This window comes from Planococcus sp. SE5232, assembly GCF_050686535.1.
Lineage (GTDB): Bacteria > Bacillota > Bacilli > Bacillales_A > Planococcaceae > Planococcus.
In genome coordinates this window covers 78,602-103,909 of sequence record NZ_JBOGCP010000001.1, presented here as the reverse complement: position 1 = coordinate 103,909, position 25,308 = coordinate 78,602, and the positions used below count along the sequence as shown (strand labels likewise).

The 25,308-nt window shown below is 46.6% G+C and carries 18 protein-coding genes; 5 read left to right on the top strand and 13 right to left on the bottom strand.

Annotated features, from left to right (window positions below; translation table 11 throughout):
* The first annotated feature begins 13 nt into the window (after positions 1-13).
* Positions 14-1,372, top strand: a complete 1,359-nt coding sequence (gene mgtE / locus ACRC6Q_RS00450; protein ID WP_223636163.1) for a magnesium transporter — start codon at positions 14-16, stop codon at positions 1,370-1,372.
* A 107-nt stretch (positions 1,373-1,479) separates the two neighbouring features.
* Positions 1,480-1,884 (top strand): DUF4395 domain-containing protein, encoded by a 405-nt coding sequence (locus tag ACRC6Q_RS00445; protein ID WP_223636160.1) that lies wholly within the window; start codon positions 1,480-1,482, stop codon positions 1,882-1,884.
* 53 nt (positions 1,885-1,937) lie between these two features.
* Here ACRC6Q_RS00445 and ACRC6Q_RS00440 read toward each other — a convergent pair whose 3' ends face one another.
* From ACRC6Q_RS00440 to mnmH, 12 genes are all read right to left on the bottom strand, one after another.
* A complete protein-coding gene (locus ACRC6Q_RS00440; RefSeq protein WP_223636156.1) occupies positions 1,938-3,215 on the bottom strand; it encodes a glutamate-5-semialdehyde dehydrogenase in 1,278 nt (425 codons plus the stop codon).
* Between the two features lie 29 nt (positions 3,216-3,244).
* Positions 3,245-4,015, bottom strand: a complete 771-nt coding sequence (proB, locus tag ACRC6Q_RS00435; RefSeq protein WP_431465481.1) for a glutamate 5-kinase — start codon at positions 4,013-4,015, stop codon at positions 3,245-3,247.
* A gap of 587 nt (positions 4,016-4,602) precedes the next feature.
* The gene (locus ACRC6Q_RS00430; RefSeq protein WP_431465480.1) at positions 4,603-5,850 is read right to left on the bottom strand and encodes a TerD family protein; all 1,248 of its coding nucleotides are present in this window, start codon (positions 5,848-5,850) and stop codon (positions 4,603-4,605) included.
* Between the two features lie 130 nt (positions 5,851-5,980).
* Positions 5,981-7,417 (bottom strand): carbon starvation CstA family protein, encoded by a 1,437-nt coding sequence (locus tag ACRC6Q_RS00425; RefSeq protein ID WP_431465479.1) that lies wholly within the window; start codon positions 7,415-7,417, stop codon positions 5,981-5,983.
* A gap of 274 nt (positions 7,418-7,691) precedes the next feature.
* Positions 7,692-8,702 carry a hypothetical protein gene (locus ACRC6Q_RS00420; RefSeq protein ID WP_223636147.1) on the bottom strand — a complete coding sequence of 337 codons (1,011 nt, stop codon included), beginning with the start codon at positions 8,700-8,702 and terminating at the stop codon, positions 7,692-7,694.
* 243 nt (positions 8,703-8,945) lie between these two features.
* A complete protein-coding gene (locus ACRC6Q_RS00415; RefSeq protein ID WP_431465478.1) occupies positions 8,946-9,590 on the bottom strand; it encodes a hypothetical protein in 645 nt (214 codons plus the stop codon).
* A 34-nt stretch (positions 9,591-9,624) separates the two neighbouring features.
* Positions 9,625-11,049: an alkaline phosphatase gene (locus ACRC6Q_RS00410; protein WP_431465477.1), complete on the bottom strand. Its 1,425-nt coding sequence runs from the start codon at positions 11,047-11,049 to the stop codon at positions 9,625-9,627.
* 149 nt (positions 11,050-11,198) lie between these two features.
* Positions 11,199-12,404, bottom strand: coding sequence for a multidrug effflux MFS transporter (locus tag ACRC6Q_RS00405; RefSeq protein WP_223636141.1), 1,206 nt, complete (start codon positions 12,402-12,404; stop codon positions 11,199-11,201).
* Positions 12,405-13,049: 645 nt separating this feature from the next.
* On the bottom strand, positions 13,050-14,123 hold the full coding sequence (locus tag ACRC6Q_RS00400) for a branched-chain amino acid aminotransferase (protein WP_223636139.1): 1,074 nt from the start codon (positions 14,121-14,123) through the stop codon (positions 13,050-13,052).
* Positions 14,124-14,267: 144 nt separating this feature from the next.
* Complete coding sequence (locus tag ACRC6Q_RS00395; protein WP_223636137.1) at positions 14,268-14,882, bottom strand: NUDIX hydrolase; 615 nt, start codon at positions 14,880-14,882, stop codon at positions 14,268-14,270.
* A gap of 115 nt (positions 14,883-14,997) precedes the next feature.
* Entirely contained in the window at positions 14,998-18,153 is a 3,156-nt protein-coding gene (locus tag ACRC6Q_RS00390; RefSeq protein ID WP_431465476.1) for an SNF2 helicase associated domain-containing protein, read from the bottom strand.
* Between the two features lie 179 nt (positions 18,154-18,332).
* Positions 18,333-19,382, bottom strand: coding sequence for a tRNA 2-selenouridine(34) synthase MnmH (gene mnmH, locus ACRC6Q_RS00385; RefSeq protein ID WP_223636133.1), 1,050 nt, complete (start codon positions 19,380-19,382; stop codon positions 18,333-18,335).
* Positions 19,383-19,664: 282 nt separating this feature from the next.
* On the opposite strand from mnmH, the gene ACRC6Q_RS00380 reads away from it, so the two are divergent.
* Positions 19,665-20,924 (top strand): YeeE/YedE family protein, encoded by a 1,260-nt coding sequence (locus ACRC6Q_RS00380; RefSeq protein WP_223636131.1) that lies wholly within the window; start codon positions 19,665-19,667, stop codon positions 20,922-20,924.
* 91 nt (positions 20,925-21,015) lie between these two features.
* Here ACRC6Q_RS00380 and ACRC6Q_RS00375 read toward each other — a convergent pair whose 3' ends face one another.
* The gene (locus ACRC6Q_RS00375) at positions 21,016-21,897 is read right to left on the bottom strand and encodes a Cof-type HAD-IIB family hydrolase (protein WP_223636127.1); all 882 of its coding nucleotides are present in this window, start codon (positions 21,895-21,897) and stop codon (positions 21,016-21,018) included.
* Between the two features lie 331 nt (positions 21,898-22,228).
* On the opposite strand from ACRC6Q_RS00375, the gene glcT reads away from it, so the two are divergent.
* Positions 22,229-23,071, top strand: a complete 843-nt coding sequence (glcT, locus tag ACRC6Q_RS00370) for a glucose PTS transporter transcription antiterminator GlcT (protein WP_298831474.1) — start codon at positions 22,229-22,231, stop codon at positions 23,069-23,071.
* 163 nt (positions 23,072-23,234) lie between these two features.
* A complete protein-coding gene (gene ptsG, locus ACRC6Q_RS00365) occupies positions 23,235-25,277 on the top strand; it encodes a glucose-specific PTS transporter subunit IIBC (protein ID WP_431465475.1) in 2,043 nt (680 codons plus the stop codon).
* The last annotated feature ends 31 nt before the right edge of the window (positions 25,278-25,308 follow it).

The window sequence follows — 25,308 nt, the reverse complement described above, 5'->3', positions numbered from 1 at the left end:
AGGAGTGAACCCCATGTCTACAGCATTGTTCGAAGATGAAATCACCCTGGCGCTGATCAAGGCCATGAAAGAGGGAAAAATAATGGAGTTCCAGGACATTCTGGATGAGCTCCAGCCCTACGATATGGCGATCCAATACCGGCACCTGCCGGACAAGCACCGCAATAAATTCCTGCTCTATTTGACGATCCGCCAATTGACGGAATTGATGCAGGAACTTTCCAAAAATGAACAAATCGATATTCTTCATAAATTGGGTCTCGAAAAGTCGTCCCAGGTCCTTGATCGCATGGACAACGACGATTTGGCCCTGCTATTGGCCGATTTGGAACCGGAACGCATTGAAGAACTATTATCGCAGATCAATCAGGACGATTCACAATTTGTTAAAAGTACGATGACTTACCCACCTGAAACGGCAGGCCGCTTGATGAATAACCGATATGTTTGGATTCCACGCCATTACACGATCCGTGAAGCGGTCGATAAGATTAAGCTGTTTGCCGATTTGGCGGAATACCTAAACTATCTTTATGTCGTAGATGAGGATAAGAAGCTGGTCGGCGTCGTTTCCTATAAGGACCTGATCCTCGGAAACCTTGACGATAAAATTGAAGAAGTCATGTACAATCGCGTCGTCAAAGCCGATGTCTTGACCGACCAGGAAGATGCCGCACAATTGATCAGCCGTTATGATTTTGTCACGCTGCCGATTGTTGAAAAAGATGACAAGCTGGTTGGTGTCATCACTGTTGATGACATTATCGATGTCGTTATGCAGGAAGCGAATGAAGACATTGAAAAACTATCGGCTTCAGGAAAGTCGATCGACTTCAATACGCCCGCTCTGGTTGCTGCCTATCGCCGTCTGCCCTGGCTGATCCTTCTATTGTTTATCGGGCTGTTTTCCGGCGGTATCATCAGCCGTTTTGAAGAAACGCTGCAGACGGTTGTCGCTTTAACTTTCTTTATGCCGATGATTGCCGGCATGACAGGGAATACGGGAACGCAATCCCTGTCTGTAGTGGTCCGTGGACTGGCTTCACAAAAGTTGAATACCAAGCAGACCATCAACCTGATCTTTAGGGAATTATGGGTCGGCATCATCATCGGCGCTATCTGCTCCGTGCTTATTTTGCTGATTGCGTATGTGTGGCAGGGTAATTTCGTATTGGGCATTGTGGTCGGCGGCTCGCTGTTGATGACCTTAATCATCGGAACTTTGGCCGGGACCATCATTCCTCTTGTCCTATACAGATTTAAGATCGATCCGGCTGTGGCATCCGGTCCTTTAATCACGACAATCAACGATATCCTGTCTTTGCTGATTTATTTTGGGATGGCTACTTTATTCATTTCTCAACTGCTTTAAAGGGCGTCGCTCCTCCTCACGTGCTTAAAGTTCCTTATCTCAAGCAATTATCTTTATCCTAAGTAAGTTACTAGGTATAATAAGTCTTAATTGAAGGAGGCGAGCCCGTGACTATTCCGAAACCCCTTGTACAGACCAATCAGGCTTTTATCGTCATTACCGTATTAACAGCACTTCTGCTCCACCCGGCCATTCTGCTATTGCCGTTTGCTGTCGGAGTTTATACATTGATCACCAAGAAAAACCCGGTGATTCAATTCAGCCGCCGCTTTTTGAAAAAACCGATGGCGAGCTATCAGCAGGAAGATAAAGATCAGCAGCTTTTCAATCAATGGATCGCAACGATCTGCTTAGGGCTGTCACTTCTTTTCTTCTCTGTGGGCACTCCACTGGCCGCCTATGCGTTCGGCATCATGGTCATTATCGCAGCAGGCGTGGCGCTCATGGGGTATTGCATCGGCTGTACCATCCGTTATCGCTACATGATGTGGAAACACAATCGAACCGCATAAGAAAAAGACCGGAAGCGATGAGCTTCCGGTCTTTTTTGTGTATCGCACATTTCTTATTTAACTTGGCCATTGCCGCGCACGATGTATTTAGTCGAAGTCAAAGCAGGCAGTCCCATAGGTCCGCGCGCGTGAAGCTTCTGTGTACTGATGCCGATCTCGGCACCAAAACCAAATTCAAAACCGTCCGTAAAACGGGTAGAGGCATTATGGTAAACCGCGGCTGCATCAATTTCCATAAAGAATTGATCGACATTTGCGGAATTGGACGAAATGATGGCTTCCGAATGTTTGGTTCCGTAGGTGTTGATATGCTGAACCGCTTCAGTTACATCATCAACGATTTTCATCGACACTTCCAGTCCCAGGTATTCTGTTCCCCAATCCGCTTCTTCTGCAGGTATGACATTAGGAGAGAGTTTTTGCGCAACCTCATCTCCATGGATTTCCACCTGATTTTCCTGCAATGCTGTCATCAATTTCGGTAAATGCTGCTCCGCCCAATTTTTATGGACCAGAATGCTTTCACAGGAATTACAGACTGAAGGCCGCTGTGTCTTGGCATTCAGTGCAATTTCGATGGCCATTTTGACATCCGCTGTCTCGTCGATATAGATATGGCAATTGCCTGCACCAGTTTCCAATACCGGGACCGTAGAGTTTTGGACCACTGTTTGAATCAGCTTGGCGCCTCCGCGAGGAATCAGCACATCCAGGTATTGGTTCAGCTTAAACATATGTGAAGCTGCTTCCCTGCTCGTATCTTCCAGCAATTGAACGGACTCAACCGGCAGTTCACTTTTTTCAAGTGCGCGGTGGATAACCGAAACAATGGCTTTATTGGAATGGATTGCCGTGGAACTGCCGCGTAGCACCACCGCATTACCTGTTTTCAGGCATAAGCTGGAGGCATCCACTGTGACATTGGGACGCGCTTCGTAGATCATGCCCACAACACCTAGAGGCACTCGGATTTTCGACATCGTCAAGCCATTCGGCCGTTCCCATTTCTCAAGCACCTCACCGACAGGATCCGCGAGTTTCGTCAATTGAATCAAAGCATCGGCCATATCTTCTAACCGCGCTTGATCCAGTTTTAAACGGTCCACCAAGGAGTCACTCATTCCATTTTGGCGTCCGGCTTCAATGTCTTTCTTGTTTTCTTCCAGAATATAAGCCTGCTCTTCAAGCAGTTGAGCTGAAATTGAACGAAGCGCGTTATTTTTTTGCTTGGTCGTCGACTTCGCCAATACTGCGGAAGCCTGTTTCGCCTGTTTCGCTTTCTGGACTAGTTCACTTTTCTCGATTTGCTGTTCTTGAAGAAGTTCAGTCATTCATGATACCCCTTTCGGTTTTGCGTTAATCAAACACCCATTTTTGTTTTTACGCCAATATAGGTCCCATCACCTTTGCCCCGGAAAATATCAACCAGTTTTTCACTGCCTGTTCCAGAACCGATGAACACTTGAACACCTAAAGCCAAGGCCGTACGTGCTGCTTCGAGTTTTGACTTCATGCCGCCTGTTCCGACATCAGAACCCACAGAAGATGTGGCTTCTATTAGTTCATTAGGGATTGTATCAAGATGAAGGTATTTATGAGCTTGAGGATTGGTTCTTGGATTGTCCTGATAAATGCCGTTGATGTCTGTTAAAATCATAAGGAAATCTGCGTGGACGAGCCCGCTTACCAATGCCGACAGCATATCATTGTCTCCAAACGTCAGCTCTTTCACTGACACCGAATCGTTTTCATTGATGATCGGCATAACGTCTCGTTCCAATAGTTTTGAAATCGTGTCGTTGGCATTTTTGTAAAGATCTTTTGTCAATAGCAGCTGTGCAGCCACAATATTGTGTTTTTTGCATTCATCTGCATACGCCTGCAACAACAGGCTTTGGCCCACTGCCGCCGCTGACTGCTTATCGACTACTGTATCTGGACGCGATAAATAGCCCATGCTTGTACATCCTGCAGCGACTGCTCCAGATGATATCAATATTACTTCATGCCCGTCTTCTTTTAAGCGAGCCAGTGCATCCACATGCTCGCGCAACTTATCGATCGACAGTTTACCACGCTCATCTGTCAATGAACTACTGCCTATTTTCACAACAATTCTCTTCTTCTCCACGTGCAATCACCACCCGATTTTGATAAATAAAAAAAATTCTTCCATTTCATTCAAAAGCGGAAGAACCATGCCTCCGTGTCTATGTTCTCTTCAACTGTTTTCATCGAATCTGTTTAATAGAGTTATTATGCACTGTTTTGCATTTTAAGTCAATCCAATAAATTATTTTTTCCAGCATAAATGGATTTAACAAACTTTCACATACACCATAAATGAATATTTATGCATTATATTGAAAGTGTCTTATACTGTCTCCCGAAAAATCTGTACTCAGGATTCATGAGATTAAGATAGTTAATTCCAATTTTTCAATTTAAAATGAAAATTCGAATTTTGATTGAAGTAATAGCTTAACATAGTTTATCCTTCATTGAAACCGGGTTCCGGATATAAGGGCTGATTACGGCGGCCATCAGCAACTCATTTAATCGTTCTACAAATGCTGATCCTCTTCTTTTAAAAATATGTATATATAGAAGTTTTTTATTTTGAGATCAATTAAAAAAATTCTTCTTTTTTGAGAAAAATAGATTGGCTACACATTTAAAAAAAGCGCGGAAATTTAATTCCACGCTTTCTTTCTTGCTTTATTTGGAACCTGCGCTCCATGTCATGCCCCATTTGAAGGCCTTATCCATTTCCCGGTGGCCTGAGAAATACTCCACCACTTTTTTGACGCTCAAGGTTTGATTTTTTTCATTTTCAACCAAGGCGATGGCGCACATCCGCTTGCCTTTGCGGTGTTCATCCAGACGGACTTCTACATCCGGGCCGTTTTTTTGCTTCAATGTGACAACTCCATCCACTTCTGCCCAATTCGCTGCACCTTCGTAGATAAAAGCATAGACCAAAATCCGTTTGAATTTCATGAGCTGATCGCCATTGATCCGAAGGTTTTCTCCGCCTTTGGACGTTCCAGTGCGGTCATCGTGGTCAAGTGCGATATAAGGCAGCTGCTTCAAATTTCCGAAGGTGTTGCCGAGCGCTTGGACCACGCCTTTAGAGCCGTCCTCCAACTCAAACAAACAGCCCAGATCCAAATCCACTGAATTGCTGGCATTGAGGATCGATGACAAAAAGCCGCCTGCCGTTTTTTGCGTCCAATTTAAATTCACGACGATTTCACCCAAGGGTGAATCGGTTTTGTTGAGGTTGATCTTGTCTCCTGCCTTTTTCAGTTCCACCTTCTTCAGGTTGATCGAAGCGGGTTTTGGACTTGCATCTTCTGTTTTGATAGGCTGTTTGGGTTTAGCCAATGCATCTGCCGGCAGGTCAAGATGGAATTGCCGGCACAGTTCCCGGAGGTCTCCGGAAACGCTTTGGCCGATTGCGGAAAACTTCCATTCTCCGTTATGCAGGTAGACTTCTCCTGCCAGGAGGGTAAGGTCCTTGTTGAACTCTTTGCCCAAATCATAGCGGCATAATTCTTTTTTGTTTTGATCATCTTCAATCCGTACGTAAGCGTTTGAAACCTGTCCGAAGTCCTGCTTTTTAGCTGCTCCTTCATAGATGCAGATCGCCACTACAATTTTTTTGATTCCTGCTGGGACTTTCTCCAGGTCAACAGTAATCTGTTCGTCGTCTCCGGCACCGGCACCCGTCCGATCGTCCTTCGTCAGCTGCACTGCGTTTCCGCCGCCAGTCAGATTATTGTAAAAAACGATATTTTCTTTCCCGGCAATTTTCCCTTCAGCATCCACCAGCAAAGCCACCGCATCTAAATCGATGGACGCAGCTGTTTGGCTGACGTCCCAGCCCAATCCGATTTTCAATTGCTTTAAGCCAGGATGCGCCTTGGTTAAATCCACTTTTTGTCCTTTGATCAAAGTCACCATTCATTTTCCTCCTCAATAAAACTTTATCTGATTCAACTATACTGTAAATATCTTCTATTTTCACTTAACGATATTCTTGTGACCGAAAAAACTCCCGCCAGGACACAGCCCTGCGGGAGTTTGTTATTTTTTACTGCGGACGGTAATCCGGCTGCAATTGCTTTAGGTTTCTGTACTTGATGATTTGTGCGACATACCATAACAACACCACCAGAGTGATGCAGGCTCCGATAATTGCGGAAACCTGATAATCCATGTTCAAGCCTTCCGGTGCATAGAAGATATACATAGATACGACGGCTGTCATGAAAATCGCAGGGACTCCTGCCACCCAATGGAATTTGAAGTTTTTCAAAAGGTAGACAGCAGCTGTCCATAACATGAATGTGGCCACCAGCTGGTTGGTCCAGCCGACATACCTCCATAGGAACGTATAGTCGATTGTCGCCATGTAGAAGGTTGGAATGGCCAGTGGAATGGTCACCAATAGAATCTTCACTTTGCCTTCCATATTGACAAACTTTGCCAGGATATCCGTCAAGATCATTCGTGAAGAACGAAGCGCGGTATCCCCAGTAGTAATCGGCAAGATGATGACACCGAAAATAGCGAGCAATCCACCCATCGTACCCAGCAAGGAAATCGAGATTTCATTGACTACGCCTGATGGGCCACCAGCAGCAAGTGCTGCTCCCAAACCTTCAGTACCATTGAAGAAAGTCATGCCGGCAGCTGCCCAGATCAAGGCGATAATGCCTTCGATGATCATAGCTCCGTAAAAGATCTTGCGGCCGTCTGTTTCTTTTTTCATCGTACGTGCAATGATCGGGCTTTGCGTGCAATGGAATCCTGATATTGCCCCACATGAAATGGTCACCATCAATAATGGCCAAATCGGCAGATCTCCCGGGTGCAGGTTAGCGAATGTAAGGTTCGGCATCGGTTTTCCGGAGAAAACCAACGCAATCGCCACCGCCACCGCCATAAACAGCAGGATTGCTCCCAACAGTGGATAGATGCGGCCAATCACTTTATTGATCGGCAAAATTGTCGCCAGGATAAAGTAGAAGAAAATGATCACTAAAGCAGTCATAAAGTTAATCGGCGTAATTTGTGCAATCAATTGCGCAGGCCCTGCGGTAAAAGCTGCAGTCACCAGCAGCATCAAGACCAGTGAGAGTCCGTTGATAAAGACTTTAGCATTCTTGCCCAGGTACTTCCCTACTAATGTCGGGAACTGTGCACCTCCGTGGCGCATGGACATGACACCTGAAAAGTAATCATGAACCCCTCCAGCGAAAATACAGCCAACAACGATCCAGACAAATGCTACTGGACCATATAAAGCCCCGGCAACCGCTCCATATATTGGGCCAAGGCCGGCGATATTCAGTAATTGAATCAAATTCCCTTTCCACCAGCTCATTGGAACAAAGTCCAATGTGTCTGTTTTGGAATAGGCGGGAGTCGGTGTATTGTCATCAACGCCAAATACACGCTCGATGAATTTCGAATAAAATACATAACCTAAAATAAGTAAGGCCAAGGCTGCAAAAAAAGTAATCATGTGGCGGTTCCTCCTGATGTTGTTGTATAAGCATAAATCATGATAACATGTTTTTTAAATATATAAACATAATATTTAGAAAAAAACAAATTTACTGTAAAATAACTATAAAAGACAAACTAAACTTTTTTAACTGATTTTATAGACCTATCTAAGAATTTTTCTTTTGAATTGAATAGTATTAAACATTAAAAAAATATAAAAATATTATACTCAATTAATTTTCCAACAAAAAAACGTACAGAAAGATTCTTCTGTACGCTCTTTCCATTATTTATTTTGTCCGGATTCTTGCTCTTCGGATCCCTTGAATGACATCTATGGCTGAGAAAATAATGACAACCACTAAAACACTGCCAATCAGCCAATTGAGGCCAGCCGTACCGCCGAACAGGTCCGTAAGCCATTGCTGGAACGCCGCGTTGATCAGATTGGAATTGGTGAAGATCAGGATAAACACAAGCACTGACGTTGTCTGAACAAAGGCATTGAACAGGGCCAATTTATTTGTCCATTGCAACGCGCGCCATTGATAGACTGCCAATGCAATTTCGAGGACGACGACAAGTATGATCAATGGCCAATAGGAAATCAGGACATCCTGATTGAAGATCGGCGTGGTGAATTCCAGGCCTCCCTGCTGCCCCTGCTGGTATATCCCAAGCAGTTTATCCGCATTGAAATAAACCGTTGTCCAGATTGCCGTCCAAATCAGGCTGCCGAATATTTGGCTTCTTGGAATCTTTTTTTCTTTTAAGATATGCGGCCGCTCCGGAAATTCCTTGAGATCATCCGGTGTCCATTCTTCAAAATTCAAGGCGAGCGGCCTTTGTGATTTGGAATGTTCCGCGCGTTCAACAATCACCAGCACCAGGGTCAGCCAGAATACGGCCTGAATTACCGCATTGACGATTCCTGAAATGATGCCTCCGATTAAATTTCCGATGATCGTCAAGACCGGCTCTTCTCCTGCTCCTGAAACGACTGTAACGATGATGATGACAATGGTGGTCACCGTAATGGCAATCGGCAGGATAAGCTTCAGCAGCTGGAGGTAGAGGTCATAATAACGGGGCCCGATCAAATACATGGGCCGCTCTGCATAACGGCTTGCCAGAACTGCCGGATGGCCCAGCTCGGCAAGGGCATTTTTGACATCCTGTTCCGTATAAGGATCCGGCAGCATCTGTTCAATAGTCGACCGCAGCTCCTCTGCAACTTCGTTCCGTTTTTTTTCCGGAATCCTCTTCGTCACTTCCCCGATATACAGTTCAATCAATTTCATGGCAAACCTCCCCTTTTTACAAGCTCTACCGATGCTCCCATTTTGTTCTATCATACACCCTTATTTTCTTTTAAAAAATAGTTCCGTCTTCTTTTTTCAATATATTCCGTCAACTCCGATAATAAGTGAATACAGCAAAAAGCAGACCCATGTCCATGAGCCTGCCACGTTTCTGCAATGCTTTACCTCCACTTTAACAGCAGTGGCCAATGCAGAAATTCGTTACCGGATTGAACTGATCCGTCATTCAAACTGCGTACGGAATTCCAACGCTTCTGCGATTTTATTGTCCTGACTGTCAAAGACATCACTTGTGGTGATCGATACCGAATCAAAACTGCCGTCTTCAACAATAAAGCCGATGTTGCCTCGTTTGGTTTCACCTGCAGCGAGTTCACCGTTCAACTCTTCCAAGTAAATATCATCTTCCCAAAGTTTTGTTTCCCCTTTGGCGGTTTCCATCAAAGCCACAGGTGCAAAATAAACCGGTTCGTCGGATGTATTCGTGACTTCCACAAACATTTTCACGATTTTGAACTCCTGATCATGCGTGTAGGAGTGGAAAAAATCAATCAGGCTGTAATCCGGTTTGAGCTGTAGAATTTTCGATTCCGCCAAGGTCAGTTCCACCGGACCGACTTCAGCTGTCTCACTGTCCATATTCACCGCTTCAACAGTTGCTTCCCCTTTGGCATCCCGCTTGTGTTGGCCGCCCTCCTGCAGTAGTCGGTCATCCGTCACCTGGGGGCTAAGGACATAGTCTTCGTAATAGCCGGGGATTTCGTTTTGCTGGCCGGCTGCTGAAACGGCCATTGTTGAATCTGCCTGTTCCGAACACCCTCCGAGCAATAGCGCGGAGAGGCCTATTAAATAAACGGTCTTTTTCATGTCAGTTCCTCATTTCACTGCTGTTTTTACTGGTTTACTTATCATCGATCTCCACTTTTGCTTTCAATAGGTCAAAGATGATTTTTGCATGATCGGTATTGTCGAGCTGTCCCGCAAACTTTTCACTTGCAGGTCCGTATGCATAAACCGGAACATCTTCCCCTGTGTGTCCGCCGGTTGTCCACCCCGTGTGTGAACGCTTATCGAAAATCTTTTCAATCGAATTATCGATCGCTGTGAAGTTTCCGCCCGCTGCCGCTTTTTTAACTGCGCCGATTTCTTCAGCTGTCAGGTCAAGGTCGATATACTTGCTTAACGTTTCTTCTGCGCCGGCACCGCCAATGATTTTTTCAGCCATAAAATCAGGTGTGCGTTTTGCCGCTTTGATCGGCTCTCCAAACCAGTTGTAGATGCCATCCGAACCAATGGAAAAGCCGCCAGTTGAATGGTCCGCCGTTGCGACGACCAACGTATTGCCATCTTCTTCAGCAAACTTGATGGCTGCCTGGAACGCTTGGTCGTAATCCTCCATCTCGCTCATCGCACTGACGATATCGTTGTCATGTCCTGCCCAGTCGACCTGGCTGCCTTCCACCATCAGGAAGAATCCGTCTTCCTCTTCCGATAACCGATCGATGGCCGATTCTGTCATATCCGCCAATGAAGGGATGCTGTCGTCACGGTCAATCATTTTCGGAAGGCCCGCCGGCGCAAACAAGCCGAGTACTTGCTCGTCATCGTTGCTCAACAGCTGTTTTCGGTCTGTAATATAGCTGTAGCCGTCTTTCCGGAACTCTTCCGTTAGGTCACGGTCTGTCCGTTCAAACAGATTGACGCCTCCACCCAGAAGCACATCGACTTTGTGCTCTCCATCGATCAACTCGTCATAATAATCCTCCGCAATGGCATTCATGTTTTTTCGTGCGATGTCATGAGCGCCGAACGATGCCGGGGTGGCGTGTGTAATTTCGGAAGTTGCGACCAATCCTGTCGCTTTTCCTTTTTCTTTGGCAGCCTCCAGGACTGTCTTCACTTCGCTTTCATCGTTATCGACCGCAATCGCATTGTTGTAGGTTTTTATGCCGGCAGCCATCGCTGTGGCAGAGGAAGCGGAATCCGTAATGTTTTGTGCAGGATCTTCCGGATATGTCGATTGCTGTCCAACTAAATAAGAATCGAAGGACATGTCTTCGACCAACTTGGTGGAAGCATCATCTTGAAGATAACGATAGGCAGATGTATAGGATGTCCCGACTCCGTCACCGATCAGGAAAATAACGTTCTTCACTTCATCTTTTTTGCCGCCTTTGCCTTTGCCCTGGCTGTGTTCAGGTGCTTTGCCCTGATTATTTCCAGCTTTTGCTTCGGCTGACAAAGTAAACGAACTTGCCCCCGTCAGCGCCACTGCTGAAGCTAAAGCAATCGGAAGTACTTTCAATTTCAAGTTTCTATGTATCATTTGTTTCCCCTCCAGTCAGTTGATGAACAAGTTCAGTATAGGATTTGATTGTTAAGCGCTGACGGGAAAATTGTTTAGTATTTGTAAACGGTGAAAAACAGGTATTTTTACGCAATACAAAAAACCCGGAAGAATTTCCGGGCTTCAGATTATTTGGCAGTTGATGCGGTTGCATTTTTTGCAAAGAATATATAGGCCAACAATGCAGTCAAGCACATGATGAAAATGACCAGCCCCATTGGAACTGCCGTATCTTCTCCTGCAATCCCTACTAACGGCGCCGTCGCTGCTCCAAGAATAAACGGCAGCAAGCCAAGCAATGCCGAAGCACTTCCTGCTACATGGCCTTGGCTTTCCATGGCTAGAGTGAAAGCGGCTGTTCCCACCACGCCAATCGACGTGATGAAAAAGAAAATAGGAATGACGACCGCCCATAAAGGGCCATCAAGCAACACGACGGCCAATAAAACTGCACCGGCAGTCGTGGCAGTATAAAGCGCGGTTTCCAAAAACCGCTTTTCAGACCAAATGTACGAGAAACGGCCAACAGCATAACTGCCGATAATCAGTCCGATGCCATTCATACCGAACAGCAAGCTGAATGTCTGCGGCGATACTCCGTACACATTCTGATAGATGAAGGGAGTACCCGACACATAGGCAAAAACACCGCCGATCAGAAAACCTTGTGCCAACGCATAGCCCGTGAACTGCCGATTCTTTAAAATTCCCGCAAAATTGCTGAAGGTCGTTCCCAGATTGCTTGGAACCCTTTTTTCAGGCGGCAAGCTTTCCTTCAGGCGGAAGGCTGAAACGAGCAACAGGACAATTCCCAGAACCGTCAGCACCAGGAAAATTCCTCTCCAGTCTGCAAACAGCAGGACTCCGCTGCCAACTGAAGGCGCCAGCAGAGGAACCAGGTTGTTGACGACCATCAATAGAGCGAACAATCTTGTCAATTCCGCCCCATTGCTGACGTCCCGCACTATTGCCCGGGAAATAACCAAGCCACCGGAAGCTGCAAAGCCCTGTACGAAACGCAGTAGAACAAATATGTAGATGTTTGGAGCAAATATGCAAGCCACTGAGGCTACTATGTATGCAACCAGCGAAATCAGGAGTGGCTTTCTCCGTCCCTGCACATCACTAAGCGCTCCTGTGATCAATTGGCCTAACGCGAGTCCAAGCAGACACGCGGTCAAGCTCAATTGAACAGAGGTGGCATTGGTTTCGTAGACATCTGCAAGAATTGGGAAAGCCGGTAAATACATATCGATCGTGAATGGAATTAAGGAAGTCAGTGCACCCATCAACAAAATAAAATGGACGCGTTTTAAGCCAGTCAAGCTTTCCAATACTTACACCTTCTTTTCTATCATTAAAAATATGAGCTTGTAGACGAAAAAATTTATGTCACTTAAAGAATGAATACACATTTCATCCTGTTTATACTGAATCCTGCGCTCCAGGCGGACGCTTTCCACGGGCTCGCGCCGAACTAACTCGGACTGACGCCCGAGTGGATTTCGACACTTCGCCGCCTTGCACTTCGGATCCTGGAGTGAAGGATATACCAAATTTGTCGGGACTACTTTTACCGGAACTGACTAGCAGGTTACGTTCTTTGATTGAAGCAACAGACTCCCAACCAGGCTGGCCAAGAAGACTCCTGTGAAATCAGTGAAAGCTGAAGACCCCGCAGAAAAGGGATTGGCCAAAACTTTTGAGGGCATGAAGCTCGGTAGAGTTAGTATACAGCCTCAAAACTACATAAATCATTTTCTCAAGTTGTTGAAGAATCGCTCCACGCATGAAAATTACCATTTTCTAACATAACATAAAAGCTCCTGTCTTTCTTTAACTATGTTCTCTCTTAACCAACTTTTTAAACCTTACATTCAATAGGACAGCTAAAAACCCATCCCTGTCGAGCTATCCCAAAGGATAACCAGACAGCGACGGGTTTCAGAAATGCTAATGGCTAAAGAGAAACTTGCCGATTATTTTACTTCCACAGTCCAGCCCAGTGTATCTTCAATCTTGCCTGTCTGGATTCCTGTGATCGTATCGTATAGTTTTTGTGATAATTCACCGATTTCGTGATTGTTGATGATCATTTTCTGGCCTTTCCAGTTCAGTTCCCCGACTGGAGAAATAACGGCTGCCGTCCCAGTGCCGAAGACCTCTTCGACTTGGCCGGCTTCATATGCTTCGTACAGTTCATCGATGGAAACACGTTTTTCGGTTACGGTGATTCCCCATGTGCCAAGCAATTCGATGATGGACATGCGCGTGATGCCTTTTAGGATACTGCCGTTCAACTCAGGCGTCACCACTTCACCGTTGATTTTGAAGAAGATGTTCATGCTGCCGACTTCTTCGATGTATTTCTTTTCGACGCCATCCAGCCATAGGACATCCGCGTTGCCTTCTTTTTTGGCATTGGCCTGCGCCTGGTAGCCTGACGAATAATTTCCGGCTGTTTTAGCCATACCGGTTCCGCCTTTTACTGCGCGGGTGAATTTATCTTCTACATGGATGACAACCGGGTGAAGGCCGCCTGGGAAATAAGAGCCCACTGGTGACAGGATGACCATGTATTTATAGGTTTGAGACGGTCCGACTGCAAGATTGGCGTCTGTTGAAATGATGTAGGGACGGATATACAGCGAAGTTCCAGGTGTTTTCGGAACCCAGTCTTTTTCAAGCTTGATCAATTGTGTCAAATGCTCCAAAGCCTGTTCTTCATCGATGGCGGGGATGCTCAGGCGTTCACTTGAAAGGTTCAGACGCTCAAAGTTCTTTTCGGGACGGAACAATAAAAGGCGCCCGTCCTCTGTATGATAGGCTTTCATGCCTTCAAAAACCGTTTGTCCGTAATGGAAGATCATCGCCGCAGGATCTAAACTGATCGGTCCGTAGGGAACGATTTTCGGATCATACCAGCCTTTTTCTGTTTCATACTCCAGGATATACATATGATCAGTAAACGTCGTCCCGAATGGCACCTGGTCTTTCACCGGTTTTTCTTTTTTGTTGGTATTTTCAATAACTTCAAGCTGATATGTAGTCATCGTCAGGACTCCTTTGTAAAAATAATTTTAATTATCAGTAATATGAATAATTATACACGTTCTTTCCGCCCTTTAAAAGCTTCGCCGGCTACAATTCAAAAATTGCGATAAAAGACCCGTTCCTTTCCAAAACAAAAAGACCATTCAGCGAATGATCTCGATAAAGTGTGCAAGAATTTTGGCGGTAAGCCCCCAAATGACCTTGTCTCCATAAATGTAAAAGTATTCATCAACTTGGCGCGTCCGCCAATTGTAATTTTCCCCTCCGGCAATCAAATCGTAGGGAAAGCTCTCCTCCGGCTGGATATCAAAATTGATGCTGTATACTTTCGGCTCTTTTTCCAGGAAGAACGACAGCGGAACCGTAAAGATGCTGTCGACTTCGGGTGGATTCGGCTCAAATGCAGCTTCCGGATCAATGATGCCGGCAAATGTATACACAATCATGCCAAAAGGCGAAACAATATAGTCTAGTGGAAAGATATCCGAGATTTCGGCTCTTTCTATTCCAAGCTCTTCAATCGTTTCCCGGACGGCTGTGTCTTCTTCCGTCTGGTCCTGAAAATCAATTCTTCCCCCGGGAAAACAGATTTCCCCCGGCTGGTTTCTTAAGTCATAGGAGCGAACTTCAAAGAGGACATGAATTTCTCCATCTTTTTCGATAAGGGGCAAAAGAATTGCATATTTTGAGAAATCCTTATTTCCTAATACATCAGGAGTACGGTTTTTCACTTTTTCCAGCATGCTTTTCGGATCCATATCAACACCTCAGCTCTCTTTCAACCATTTTACCAAACCGGGCACAATAATTCCTTTTCGACGATGATTTTTATAGGATGCTCCGGATAGAAAAGACATTCGGCAGATCGACAGGCTATATCGTCAGGATTTCCCGGATGTCCTCTGCAGACATCGCCTTCAGCGGTTCTTCTCCCGATTGGATCACCTCATCGATCAGGTTTTTCTTTCTCATCTGCAGCTCATTAATCTTTTCTTCGATGGTGCCTTTGGCGACCAGCCGAATCACCTGCACTTCCTTCTTCTGTCCCATGCGATGCGCCCGGTCAGCAGCTTGCTGTTCGACAGCCGGATTCCACCAAAGATCGTAAAGGATGACTGTATCGGCTCCCGTCAGATTCAGGCCAGTACCGCCGGCTTTCAGGGAAATCAAAAACAAATCACCTTGTCCCCCGTTGAATCGGCTGCACAGGTCCACCCGTTCTGCGGGCGGAGTCTGGCCGTCCAAATAAAAATAAGGGACTCCTTCTTTCGCCAATTGATGGCCGATGATGCCGAGCATTTGGGTAAATTGCGAAAATACCAGCACACGCCGTCCGGACAGCCGGCATTCCTCCACCAGCTCCATCAATTGATCGAACTTGCCTGATCCGCCATCGTAGCCTTCCACGAATAATGCAGGGTGGCAGCATAACTGGCGCAGCCGGGTCAGTCCCGCCAAAATCCGGATCCGGTTCTTCTGGAAGCTGTCTTTGTTCAAATGCTTCAGTGCATCCTGTTTCAATTCGGCTAAGTAAGCCGCATATAATTTCTTCTGCTCTTTCTGCAGTTCCGAATAATGGATGGTTTCCACTTTGTCCGGAAGCTCCGTCAACACCTCCGTCTTGATGCGGCGCAGGATGAAAGGACGGACCCGCTTCTTGATGCTTTCGCGCCTCATCTCACTGAACAGCCTGCGGTTCGGCAACAGCTCTGGAAACACCACATTGAAAATCGACCATAATTCATCCAGCGAGTTTTCAATCGGGGTTCCGGTAAGCGCAAACCGGTGATCTGCCTGAATTTCCCTGACGGCCTTCGCCGTTTGGGTGACCGGGTTTTTAAAGGCCTGTGCTTCATCCAAAAACAAGGTATGGAAGCTTTGGCTGCGGTACAGCGCTTGATCCATCCGCAAGGAAGGATAGGACGTGATGACGACATCCAGCCCCTGTGTTTTTTGGATCAAAGAAGCCCTTTGTGTTTTAGTGCCATCAATGATCCCAACTTTGAGTTCTGGTGCAAATTTCGTCAATTCGTTGAGCCAATTATAGACAAGCGACGAAGGGGCAACCACGAGGACAGGCTGCTGCTGTTTGCGGATATCCGGCAGTACCGAGACGATAAAGGCGATGCTTTGCAACGTTTTGCCAAGCCCCATGTCATCCGCCAGAATGCCGCCGAATTTATATTTCGCCAACAGGTTAAGCCAGCGGAAACCGGCTTCCTGGTAATCGCGGAGTACCCCGTTCAAACTTTCCGGTAGATCAGTATCCAGCTCATCCGGTCGATTCAGGTTTTGCAGCAAGTGGGCAAAACTGGCCCCTGGGTCGAGCAGCTGCCCTTCATCCAGTGAAGCCACCAAGTGGAGGCCATGGATCAAAGGAATGCGGATCTCTTCCCTGCCGAAATTAGCGGAATTGACGTCCAGTTCGCGCAGGAAATCACTCAACTCCATGAATTCCGCTGTTTCTAAAGACATTAACGTACCGTTAGGGATTCGGTAATAAGGCCGTTTTTCTTCCAACGCCTTCAAGATTTTCTTGATCTCCGCTTCCGGAATGTCCTGCAGATCAAAGCGAAATTCCAGCCAATCGGTGCGCTCACTGATTTCAACTTTCACTTTCGGACCGCCATAGTTTTTCTGAACCCGAAGCTTGACGGCTGTCGTCGCATAAATCTGCACCAATTCTTCAAGCACAGGAATGACATGGTAGAGGAAATGGTACTCCGATTCCTCATCCTGCATATAGAAACCGCCGTCCGTCTGTGTAAATGCACTGTCTTTCATTACTTTCACAATTTCCTGCTCCTGCTCTCGCTGCCGGCGGATTCCTGGATAATGGCGGAATTCATCGTCCGCCTCTTCACACGGATTGATGACCAAATGCCCGTAATGGAATTCCACTCCTGCCAGCAGACGATGCTTGATGCGGTCGAGATACAGCTTGGCGCGGAGAGGTGTTTCCACCAGCCGTTCCGCTACTGCATCAGCGATATGGACTTTCCCTAAACGCTCCAGCCCCGGCACGACCGTCGCCATGAAATGGTCCATTTCCTCTGTCGGAATCAGCAGCTGGTCAACCGAGCCAGGCAGCAATTCCTTCAATTCCGCCAGACGCCTGGCATCTTCCCCAGCCAAATGGACCAAGGCACCGTCCGCAATCGCCAGCTCGTAAACCTTCAGGATCAGCACTTCCTCCAAACCTTCGACGTCCAGACGAAAGCCACCGGAGCGGTTTTCAGCAAAGTGGAAAGACAGCGGCAATTCTTTTTTGATGCGGATGCCTTCGGTAATCCGTCCAGCGCCCATCAGTTTAACGAAAGGCACGGTTTGCATCAAAGGCAACAGCCGCTCCCAGTCCGAAGCTGCCAAGACCACCAGATCTGTTTTTCCTGAACTTCCTGCACCTGTAATCCGCGTTTTCGCCAAGTAATCGAGTACCTTTTCAGTCTCATCCTGCAAGCGGTGTTCTTCTGGCGAGTAATGGACTCCAGCTGATTCGCTGTACGATTCCTCAGTCCTCACCGCTTCAAGGAAATCACCAATATTTTCTACAGGTTCCAGTCCAGCTGTTCCGATAGCGAGCCGCAGACCGAGTACGTAGCCTGTTCCTTCCATTAGAACCGGAAGGAAACTGAATTCGACTTGAAGCGTTTGCCGCTTATCGAAGTACTGCCGTCTGCCTTTAGTTCCGCTTGTTTGCCGCGTGAATAAATCCAGCATTTTCATCGTTGGGTTTTCGCGTTGCTGCATGTCGTCAATCGCCAGCAGAACACCTGCAATATGATGGCAATAAGTCGTTACAAAACCGACTGGCGGACAACTGCAGGAAGCCAGGATTTCCCCGTCCTGTTCCTGCCTGACACTGACGTGAAATTCGTTGCGGCCGATGACGATGCCTTTGATCAGCCGGTCGTCATTCAGATCCGGTGAGAGCCGGATTTTGCCGCCAAAAATGTAGGACCGTCCTTTTTTGTAAGCGGCAAGTCCGCATAGTTTTTTTATTTTTGTTTCATTAAGTGAAAAGTTCATGGGGCCAGTTCCTTCCTGAGATGCCTGAATACCCGAAACCGTTGCGAAGAATTCGAAGCTCTCTCCATTATCCCTAACTGCATGCAGCGAATCAACTTAGCTACTTCGGCATCGCCAGTGAGTAAAGAAAATCCCCTGCAACATGGAGTTGAGGGGATTTTCCATTTATAAAGAGTGGGTTAGCTTGCCGACGACTTCTCGATATCCGGAATCTGCTGTTTGATCGCTTCGATGGCTTCTTCCAGGTTTTGCACCTGCAATACTTTCTTTTGCTGGTCCGGGTATTGAAGACCGGTATGCTTGTAGCGGGAATCGTAATAATACTCCAGCAGCAGACGTACCGCAGAGGAAAATTCCCCTGTTTCCAAATCCGCTTCGATCTGTTTCGAAACATCCTGCGGCATCCGTGTTTTGATCCGTTGGAAGGCTGCTATACATTCCTGCTGGTACTGAACAGGTCGGTAATCTTCAATGATCTCTTTGATTCTTTCTTCCATCGGCATGTCGATAATGAGCTGAACGCTATTGTTTTTCAGATCCATCACCCAGCTCGGGATGACAACTTTGCCGATCCGTGAACTTTCAGCTTCAAAAAGGACAAAAGGCGATTTTTCGAGTTCCCGGAATTGCTGAACCAACAGCGAGTCGAATTTTTTTTGGTTATTCGGCTCAACGCCGATATGGCCGAAAATCGAGCCTTTATGATTGGCCAGCCCTTCCAGATCGATGACAGGATAGCCTTGTTTTTCCAACGCTTTCAGGATTCTCGTTTTGCCTGTTCCAGTCAAGCCGTTCAATACATATGCTTTAAAAGGGGTTTCCGGCTGCTCAAGCTGGTTGATGACCCATCTCCGGTATTCACGGATTCCGCCTTCCAACCGACTGACATGGACATCCATCAACGACAAAAGCGTAGCAGTTGTTCGGCTGCGCATGCCGCCCCGCCAGCAAAATACCGTTTTATTGCCTTCCAGCTGTTTAAATTGCTTCACAAATTCCGGCAGCTTGGCCGAGATGATTTCAAGGCCGCGCTCTTTTGCTGCAGCTACACTCTTTTGCTTATAGAGTGTGCCGATTTCTGCCCGCTCCGCATCATCGAAAAAAGGGATATTGATGCTTCCAGGTATTGAAAAATTCTTATATTCGGATGGCGATCTCACATCGATAAGCACCATTTTTTTCTGTTCACTTAACGGGATCAGTTCTTCCACTGCAATATCGCTGAACATTCTTTTTCCTCCAAACACGCACTTGTTTTACTTATTTTATCAGTATACACCCATCAAGATCAGTTTTCGTTTCTGATTGCTTATTTTAACGCGCATGGATTTCCTGGATTTTTTAAAACCCCCAGCGGAATATACGTTTTCCCATCACATATTCCGTGTTATCCACATAATTTATATTCTTTTTAAATGCTTAATCCAAAGCATTTTCCGTTGACACCCCGGGGTTCAAGCTATATGATAACCAAGTATTCCCGACTAACTCACTAAGAAAAGGATGGTTTCATGACTTCACTTACACATGTTCAACCGGTAAACGATGCAAAAGATCCGGTTTTACGGAAAGATACAGCTTTAAACAAACCTCAGGTTTCACTGATTGTCGGCGGCCTGGTGGTTGCGGCTCTATTAATGATTTATCTATTGGCTACTCAACACATAGCACAACCTATTTTGCTGGTCATCGGACTATTGCTTGGCTATACCTTATTCCACGCACGCTTCGGATTTACTTCAGCTTTCCGACGCCTGGCATCTGTCGGCAACGGCCAAGCCATGCGATCCCATATGCTGATGCTTGCGGTTGCGGTGACTTTGTTTGCGCCGATTTTGGCATATGGCTATTCATTTTTCGGAACTGAAGTTGCCGGCTATGTTTCACCTGTAGGCGTCAGCTTGGTTGTCGGAGCATTCATCTTCGGAATCGGCATGCAACTCGGCGGCGGCTGTGCTTCCGGTACCTTGTATGCAATCGGCGGCGGACGTACGGTGATGTTTGTGACCTTGCTGTTCTTCATCATCGGAACAACGATCGGCGCTTACCATCTGCCGTTCTGGACAGAAGAAATGCCGGCGTTCGAACCGATTTCGTTAGCCACCTCAACTGGGCTTGGCTACGGCGGCGCTTGGCTTGTGTCGATTGTCATTTTCGGTTTGATTGCTTTGATCAGTTTGGCTATCGAGAAAAAAAGACGCGCTCCAAAAATGGCGCCTCTGCCATCCGCTTCTGGATGGAGACGGATTTTCCGCGGTTCATGGCCTTTGTTCGCTGCAGCCATCATCCTGGCATTGTTGAACGCATTGACGTTGATGGTCCGTGGTACACCTTGGGGCATCACATCGGCGTTTGCACTGTGGGGCTCGAAAATCGCTGCATTGTTCGGTGTTGACGTAGCAAGCTGGGGTTATTGGCAAGGTGCCAATGCCGCTATGCTTGAGTCTTCAATCTTTGCCGATTCCACAACAGTATTGAACTTCGGCGTCATTATCGGGGCATTCCTTGCTTCAGCCGCTGGCGGCTTGTTCAAGTTCACGAAAGTGAAAGTGGGCAATTTCTTCGCTTCTGTCATCGGTGGCTTGCTGATGGGCTATGGCGCCCGCTTGGCATTCGGCTGTAACATCGGCGCTTACTTCGGTGGCATTGCGTCGTTCAGCCTCCACGGCTACATCTGGGGCATTCTGGCATTAGCCGGAACGTTTGTCGCATTGTATCTCCGTCCACTATTCGGACTGTCGGTACCTAAATCCAACGATTCGGTATGCTGACAACAATTATTCACAAAAAATAAAATCCCCCAAAACGAACACTTTAACAGTGAGCGTTTTGGGGGATTCTTTTGTTTTGCCGTTATTCAATTCACGCTTTTGAGGTTCTTGCTTCCAGTTGTTCCCATACCTTCGATTTCAGGTAATGATAAACGCCATTTTCATCACAGGTGAATTCCGTCACCTCATCGACCATGGCCTGGATATGGTCCGCCGCATTTTTCATCGCGACGGCATGGCTGACATACTCGAACATCTTGACATCGTTGTCGCTGTCTCCGATGGCTAGGGTCTCACAGCCCGTTAAACCGAACCGCTCCAGCATCTGTTTGATACCTGATGCTTTGTTGATGTCTGCAACCATTACTTCGGCATTATGCGGTGAAGACGGAGTCATCGTGAAATCCATCTCTTTTTGAAGTTGCTTGAGTTCAATTTTCCAATCATCGATTTCATCTTTCGTTCTTGCGAAGAAATAAAATTTGGAAAAATGACTTCCAGTAATTTCGTCTATCCACTCGATTTCCTCTTCAATCGCTTTTTGGCGTGAAATCCATTCGTTGATCTGGACGGAATCGGGCTTAGGATCACGAACAGCTGCTTCGACAAATGCCTGGTCCTGTTTCAGCACCAGCCGAGCTTCGCCATGCGGGAAAAGCTCATAATAGATTTTGCGTTCCCGTGCCTTGGTAATGACCGTTTCCACCAAATCCAGCGGCAGTGCGTGCTCGAACACGACTTCTTCCCCGATATAACCGGCCATGCCGTTTGAGGTGATGATGCCATCTACAGCAAAGCCTTCCGGAAGCATTTCTGCCAGCTCTTCAGCGGATCTGCCTGTCGCTACAAATACAAAAATCCCTTCACTTCGAAGTCTATCTATGATTTCTTTCGTGTCCATGCTTACTTCGTTGGTATGATTCAAAATCGTCCCGTCCATATCCAAAAAGACGGCTTTAGGGTTAATCGCCACTCCATTACCTCCTGATGTTTAATACAATTGATATAGCCTCAGTATACGCCTTGGGTTTTTTAAACTCAATGAATGCGCAACAGCCCATGACACCAGCAACAGTAATATCTATTACAGACAAACAAGAAATGTTAGAATAAGGCACAGAAGAATTTTCAGATTATATCCTGGTTGATGGATGATCCGCTTGCAAACAGAGGAGATACTATATCCTATTGGCCTAAAGGAATTTCGTGGAGCAGTTAAATTGCGCCAGATTCATACTCACAGAAAATCGTTTGTTTATGCCAGTCAGACAGATACGAAAGTCCAGTGGCAGATGGAGGCTAACATGAAGCAAATCTTGACCATACAAAAAATATTGAATAATAATGTCGTCATCGCGAGCAACGATACGTATAAAGAAGCTGTCCTGATCGGCAATGGCCTTGGCTTTAATCGAAAAAAGGGGGATACCGTCCCTTTCGACCAAGCAGATAAAACCTTTTTGCTGCAGGACGAAAAAGAAATGGAGCAATACGTCAATCTGCTTCCTTATATCGAGGAGCAGCTCATTGCCTTCATCCATGAACTGCTCTTGTTCATCGAGGAAAAAATGGGCAAAGAACTCAACGAACATATCCACGTGGCCCTGACAGACCATATCGCATTTGCCATTAACCGGGCAAAAAAAGGAATCCAATTCTCCAATCCGTTCTTATTTGAAATCGAATCACTGTATCCAAAAGAATACATTGTGGCCCAGGATGTGGTCAAAAAAGTGGAAGCGCGGACAGGCGTTTCGTTTCCGGAAGGGGAAGTCGGCTTTATCGCACTCCATGTCCACAGTGCCGTTACAGACAAGTCCCTGCGCGATATCAATCGCTATCATGCTTTGCTCTCAAAAATGGTGAAAATCATCGAAGACAGCCTGGATATCCAGTTGGAAAAAGACAATATCGATTACCACCGCCTTATTCAGCACCTCCACCGCGCCATCGACCGTGCCGATAAAGGAGCTCCCCTGGGGGAAGAAAATAAATTGGCCGCTATGTTGAAAAGTGAATATCCCGTATGCTATAATCTTGCTTGGAAGCTCATTAAAGTAATGCAAAACCAATTGAATAAGCCTGTAGATGAAGCGGAAGTCATGTATTTGACGATTCATCTGCAGCGCTTGACACATAAATTCTGACCATACGTGTTACTGATTCGATCAGGCATGAGTATGAAAAGATGCAAAAGTTGACCCTTAGGACAAAACTGTCCTTTTCTCGGCTTTTCCCTTTTCTTCTCATGCCTTTTTTGTGTCTTCAATTGATCTGCTTCATAATTTGAACCATCGAGGAGGAAATTGCATGTCATTCAATTTATTCGGTACCTTGCAAAAAGTCGGTAAAGCCCTTATGCTGCCAGTTGCACTCTTACCTGCTGCCGGTATCCTATTGGCTTTCGGTACAAGCTTTGCACAAGAATCATTTTTGGAAGCGGTTCCTTTTATGGGAGCTGACTGGATCCAGTCCTTATTATTCGTGATGGCGGAAGCCGGCGGTGTCATTTTCGATAACCTGCCCTTGCTGTTTGCTGTAGGTGTCGCAATCGGCCTTGCCGGTGGTGATGGAGTAGCAGGACTTGCTGCCATCATCGGTTACTTGATCATGAACGTTACGATGAAAGCGTTTGGCGGAATCACCCTGGAAATGACCGCTGATCCGGCATATGCCAATGTACTGGGAATTCCGACGCTGCAAACAGGCGTATTCGGCGGTATTATCGTCGGGGTCCTTGCTGCCTTTATGTACAATAAATTCTTCAATATCCAATTGCCTCAGTTTTTAGGTTTCTTCGCTGGAAAGCGCTTTGTTCCAATTATCACTGCTTTCTCTGCTGTTTTTCTTGGTATTGTGATGTTCATGGTTTGGCCTTTTGCCCAAACCGGTTTGAATACACTTTCCCACTTCATGCTTGAAACGAACCGTACCCTTGCGGCGTTCGTATTCGGAACCATTGAACGTTCATTGATTCCATTCGGTTTGCACCATATTTTCTACTCACCATTCTGGTTTGAATTCGGCCAGTATACCAATGCTGCCGGTGAAATCATCCGCGGCGACCAGCGCATCTTCTTTGCTCAACTGCAGGACGGTGTAGACTTTACTGCCGGGACATTCATGACCGGTAAATTCCCATTCATGATGTTCGGTCTTCCAGCTGCGGCACTTGCCATCTACCACTGTGCACGTCCGGAGAAAAAGAAAATTGTCGGCGGCATCATGCTTTCAGGTGCTTTGACATCGTTCCTGACAGGAATCACCGAACCTCTTGAGTTCTCGTTCTTGTTTGTTGCACCTGTATTGTTCGGTATCCATGCAATTTTTGCGGGTCTGTCATTCATGACCATGCACTTGCTTAACGTTAAGATCGGGATGACATTCTCCGGCGGACTGATTGACTTCCTGCTGTTCGGGGTAATGCCTGGAAGAACAGAATGGTTCTGGGTCATTGTTGTCGGTCTCGTGTTCTCGGTCATCTACTATTTCGGGTTCCGTTTTGCTATCAAAAAATTCAATTTGATGACACCTGGGCGCGAAGCTGATGAAGAAGGCGATGAGGAAACAGGTGAAGTTGGCGACTTGCCATATGAAATTCTTGCAGCTATGGGCGGCCAGGAAAACATCACCCACCTTGACGCTTGTATCACCCGCTTACGTGTCAGCGTTGCCGATAAAGGCAATGTCGATAAAAACAGATTGAAAAAACTTGGCGCATCCGGCGTCATGGAAGTTGGAAACAACATCCAGGCCATTTTCGGACCTGTCTCAGATAGCCTGCGGGGACAAATGCAGGACATCATCAATGGCAAAGCGCCTCGACCATCCGAAAAAACGGCGGTTCCAACTGGAGATTCAACTGCCGCCGCTTCAGCTACACCATTGGAATTCAACAGCCCGATTACCGGTGAATTGCTTCCGATTTCAGAAGTTCCGGATCAGGTATTCTCCGGCAAAATGGTTGGTGACGGATTTGCGATCAAGCCGACAGAAGGAAAAGTATTCTCTCCGGTGAACGGCAAAGTCGTCACGGTCTTCCCTACCAAGCACGCCATCGGCATCGCGGCGGACAACGGAACGGAAATACTGATCCACATCGGGATTGATACGGTCCATCTGAAAGGTGAAGGCTTTACTTCACATATTGAACAAGGCGATTTGGTTGAACAAGGACAGCTTCTAATGGAAATGGACTTGGATTACATCGCAGAAAACGCAGCTTCCATCATTACGCCTGTCGTCTTCACGAACCTTGAAGAAGGCCAATCGATCAAACTCAGCAAATCCGGCTCAGTAGCAGCCACGGACAAGAACATCATGGAAATTGTCCAGGGAGAGCCTGTCGTCTGATCTAGAAACACCAACTAAAAGCCCGGTTGCA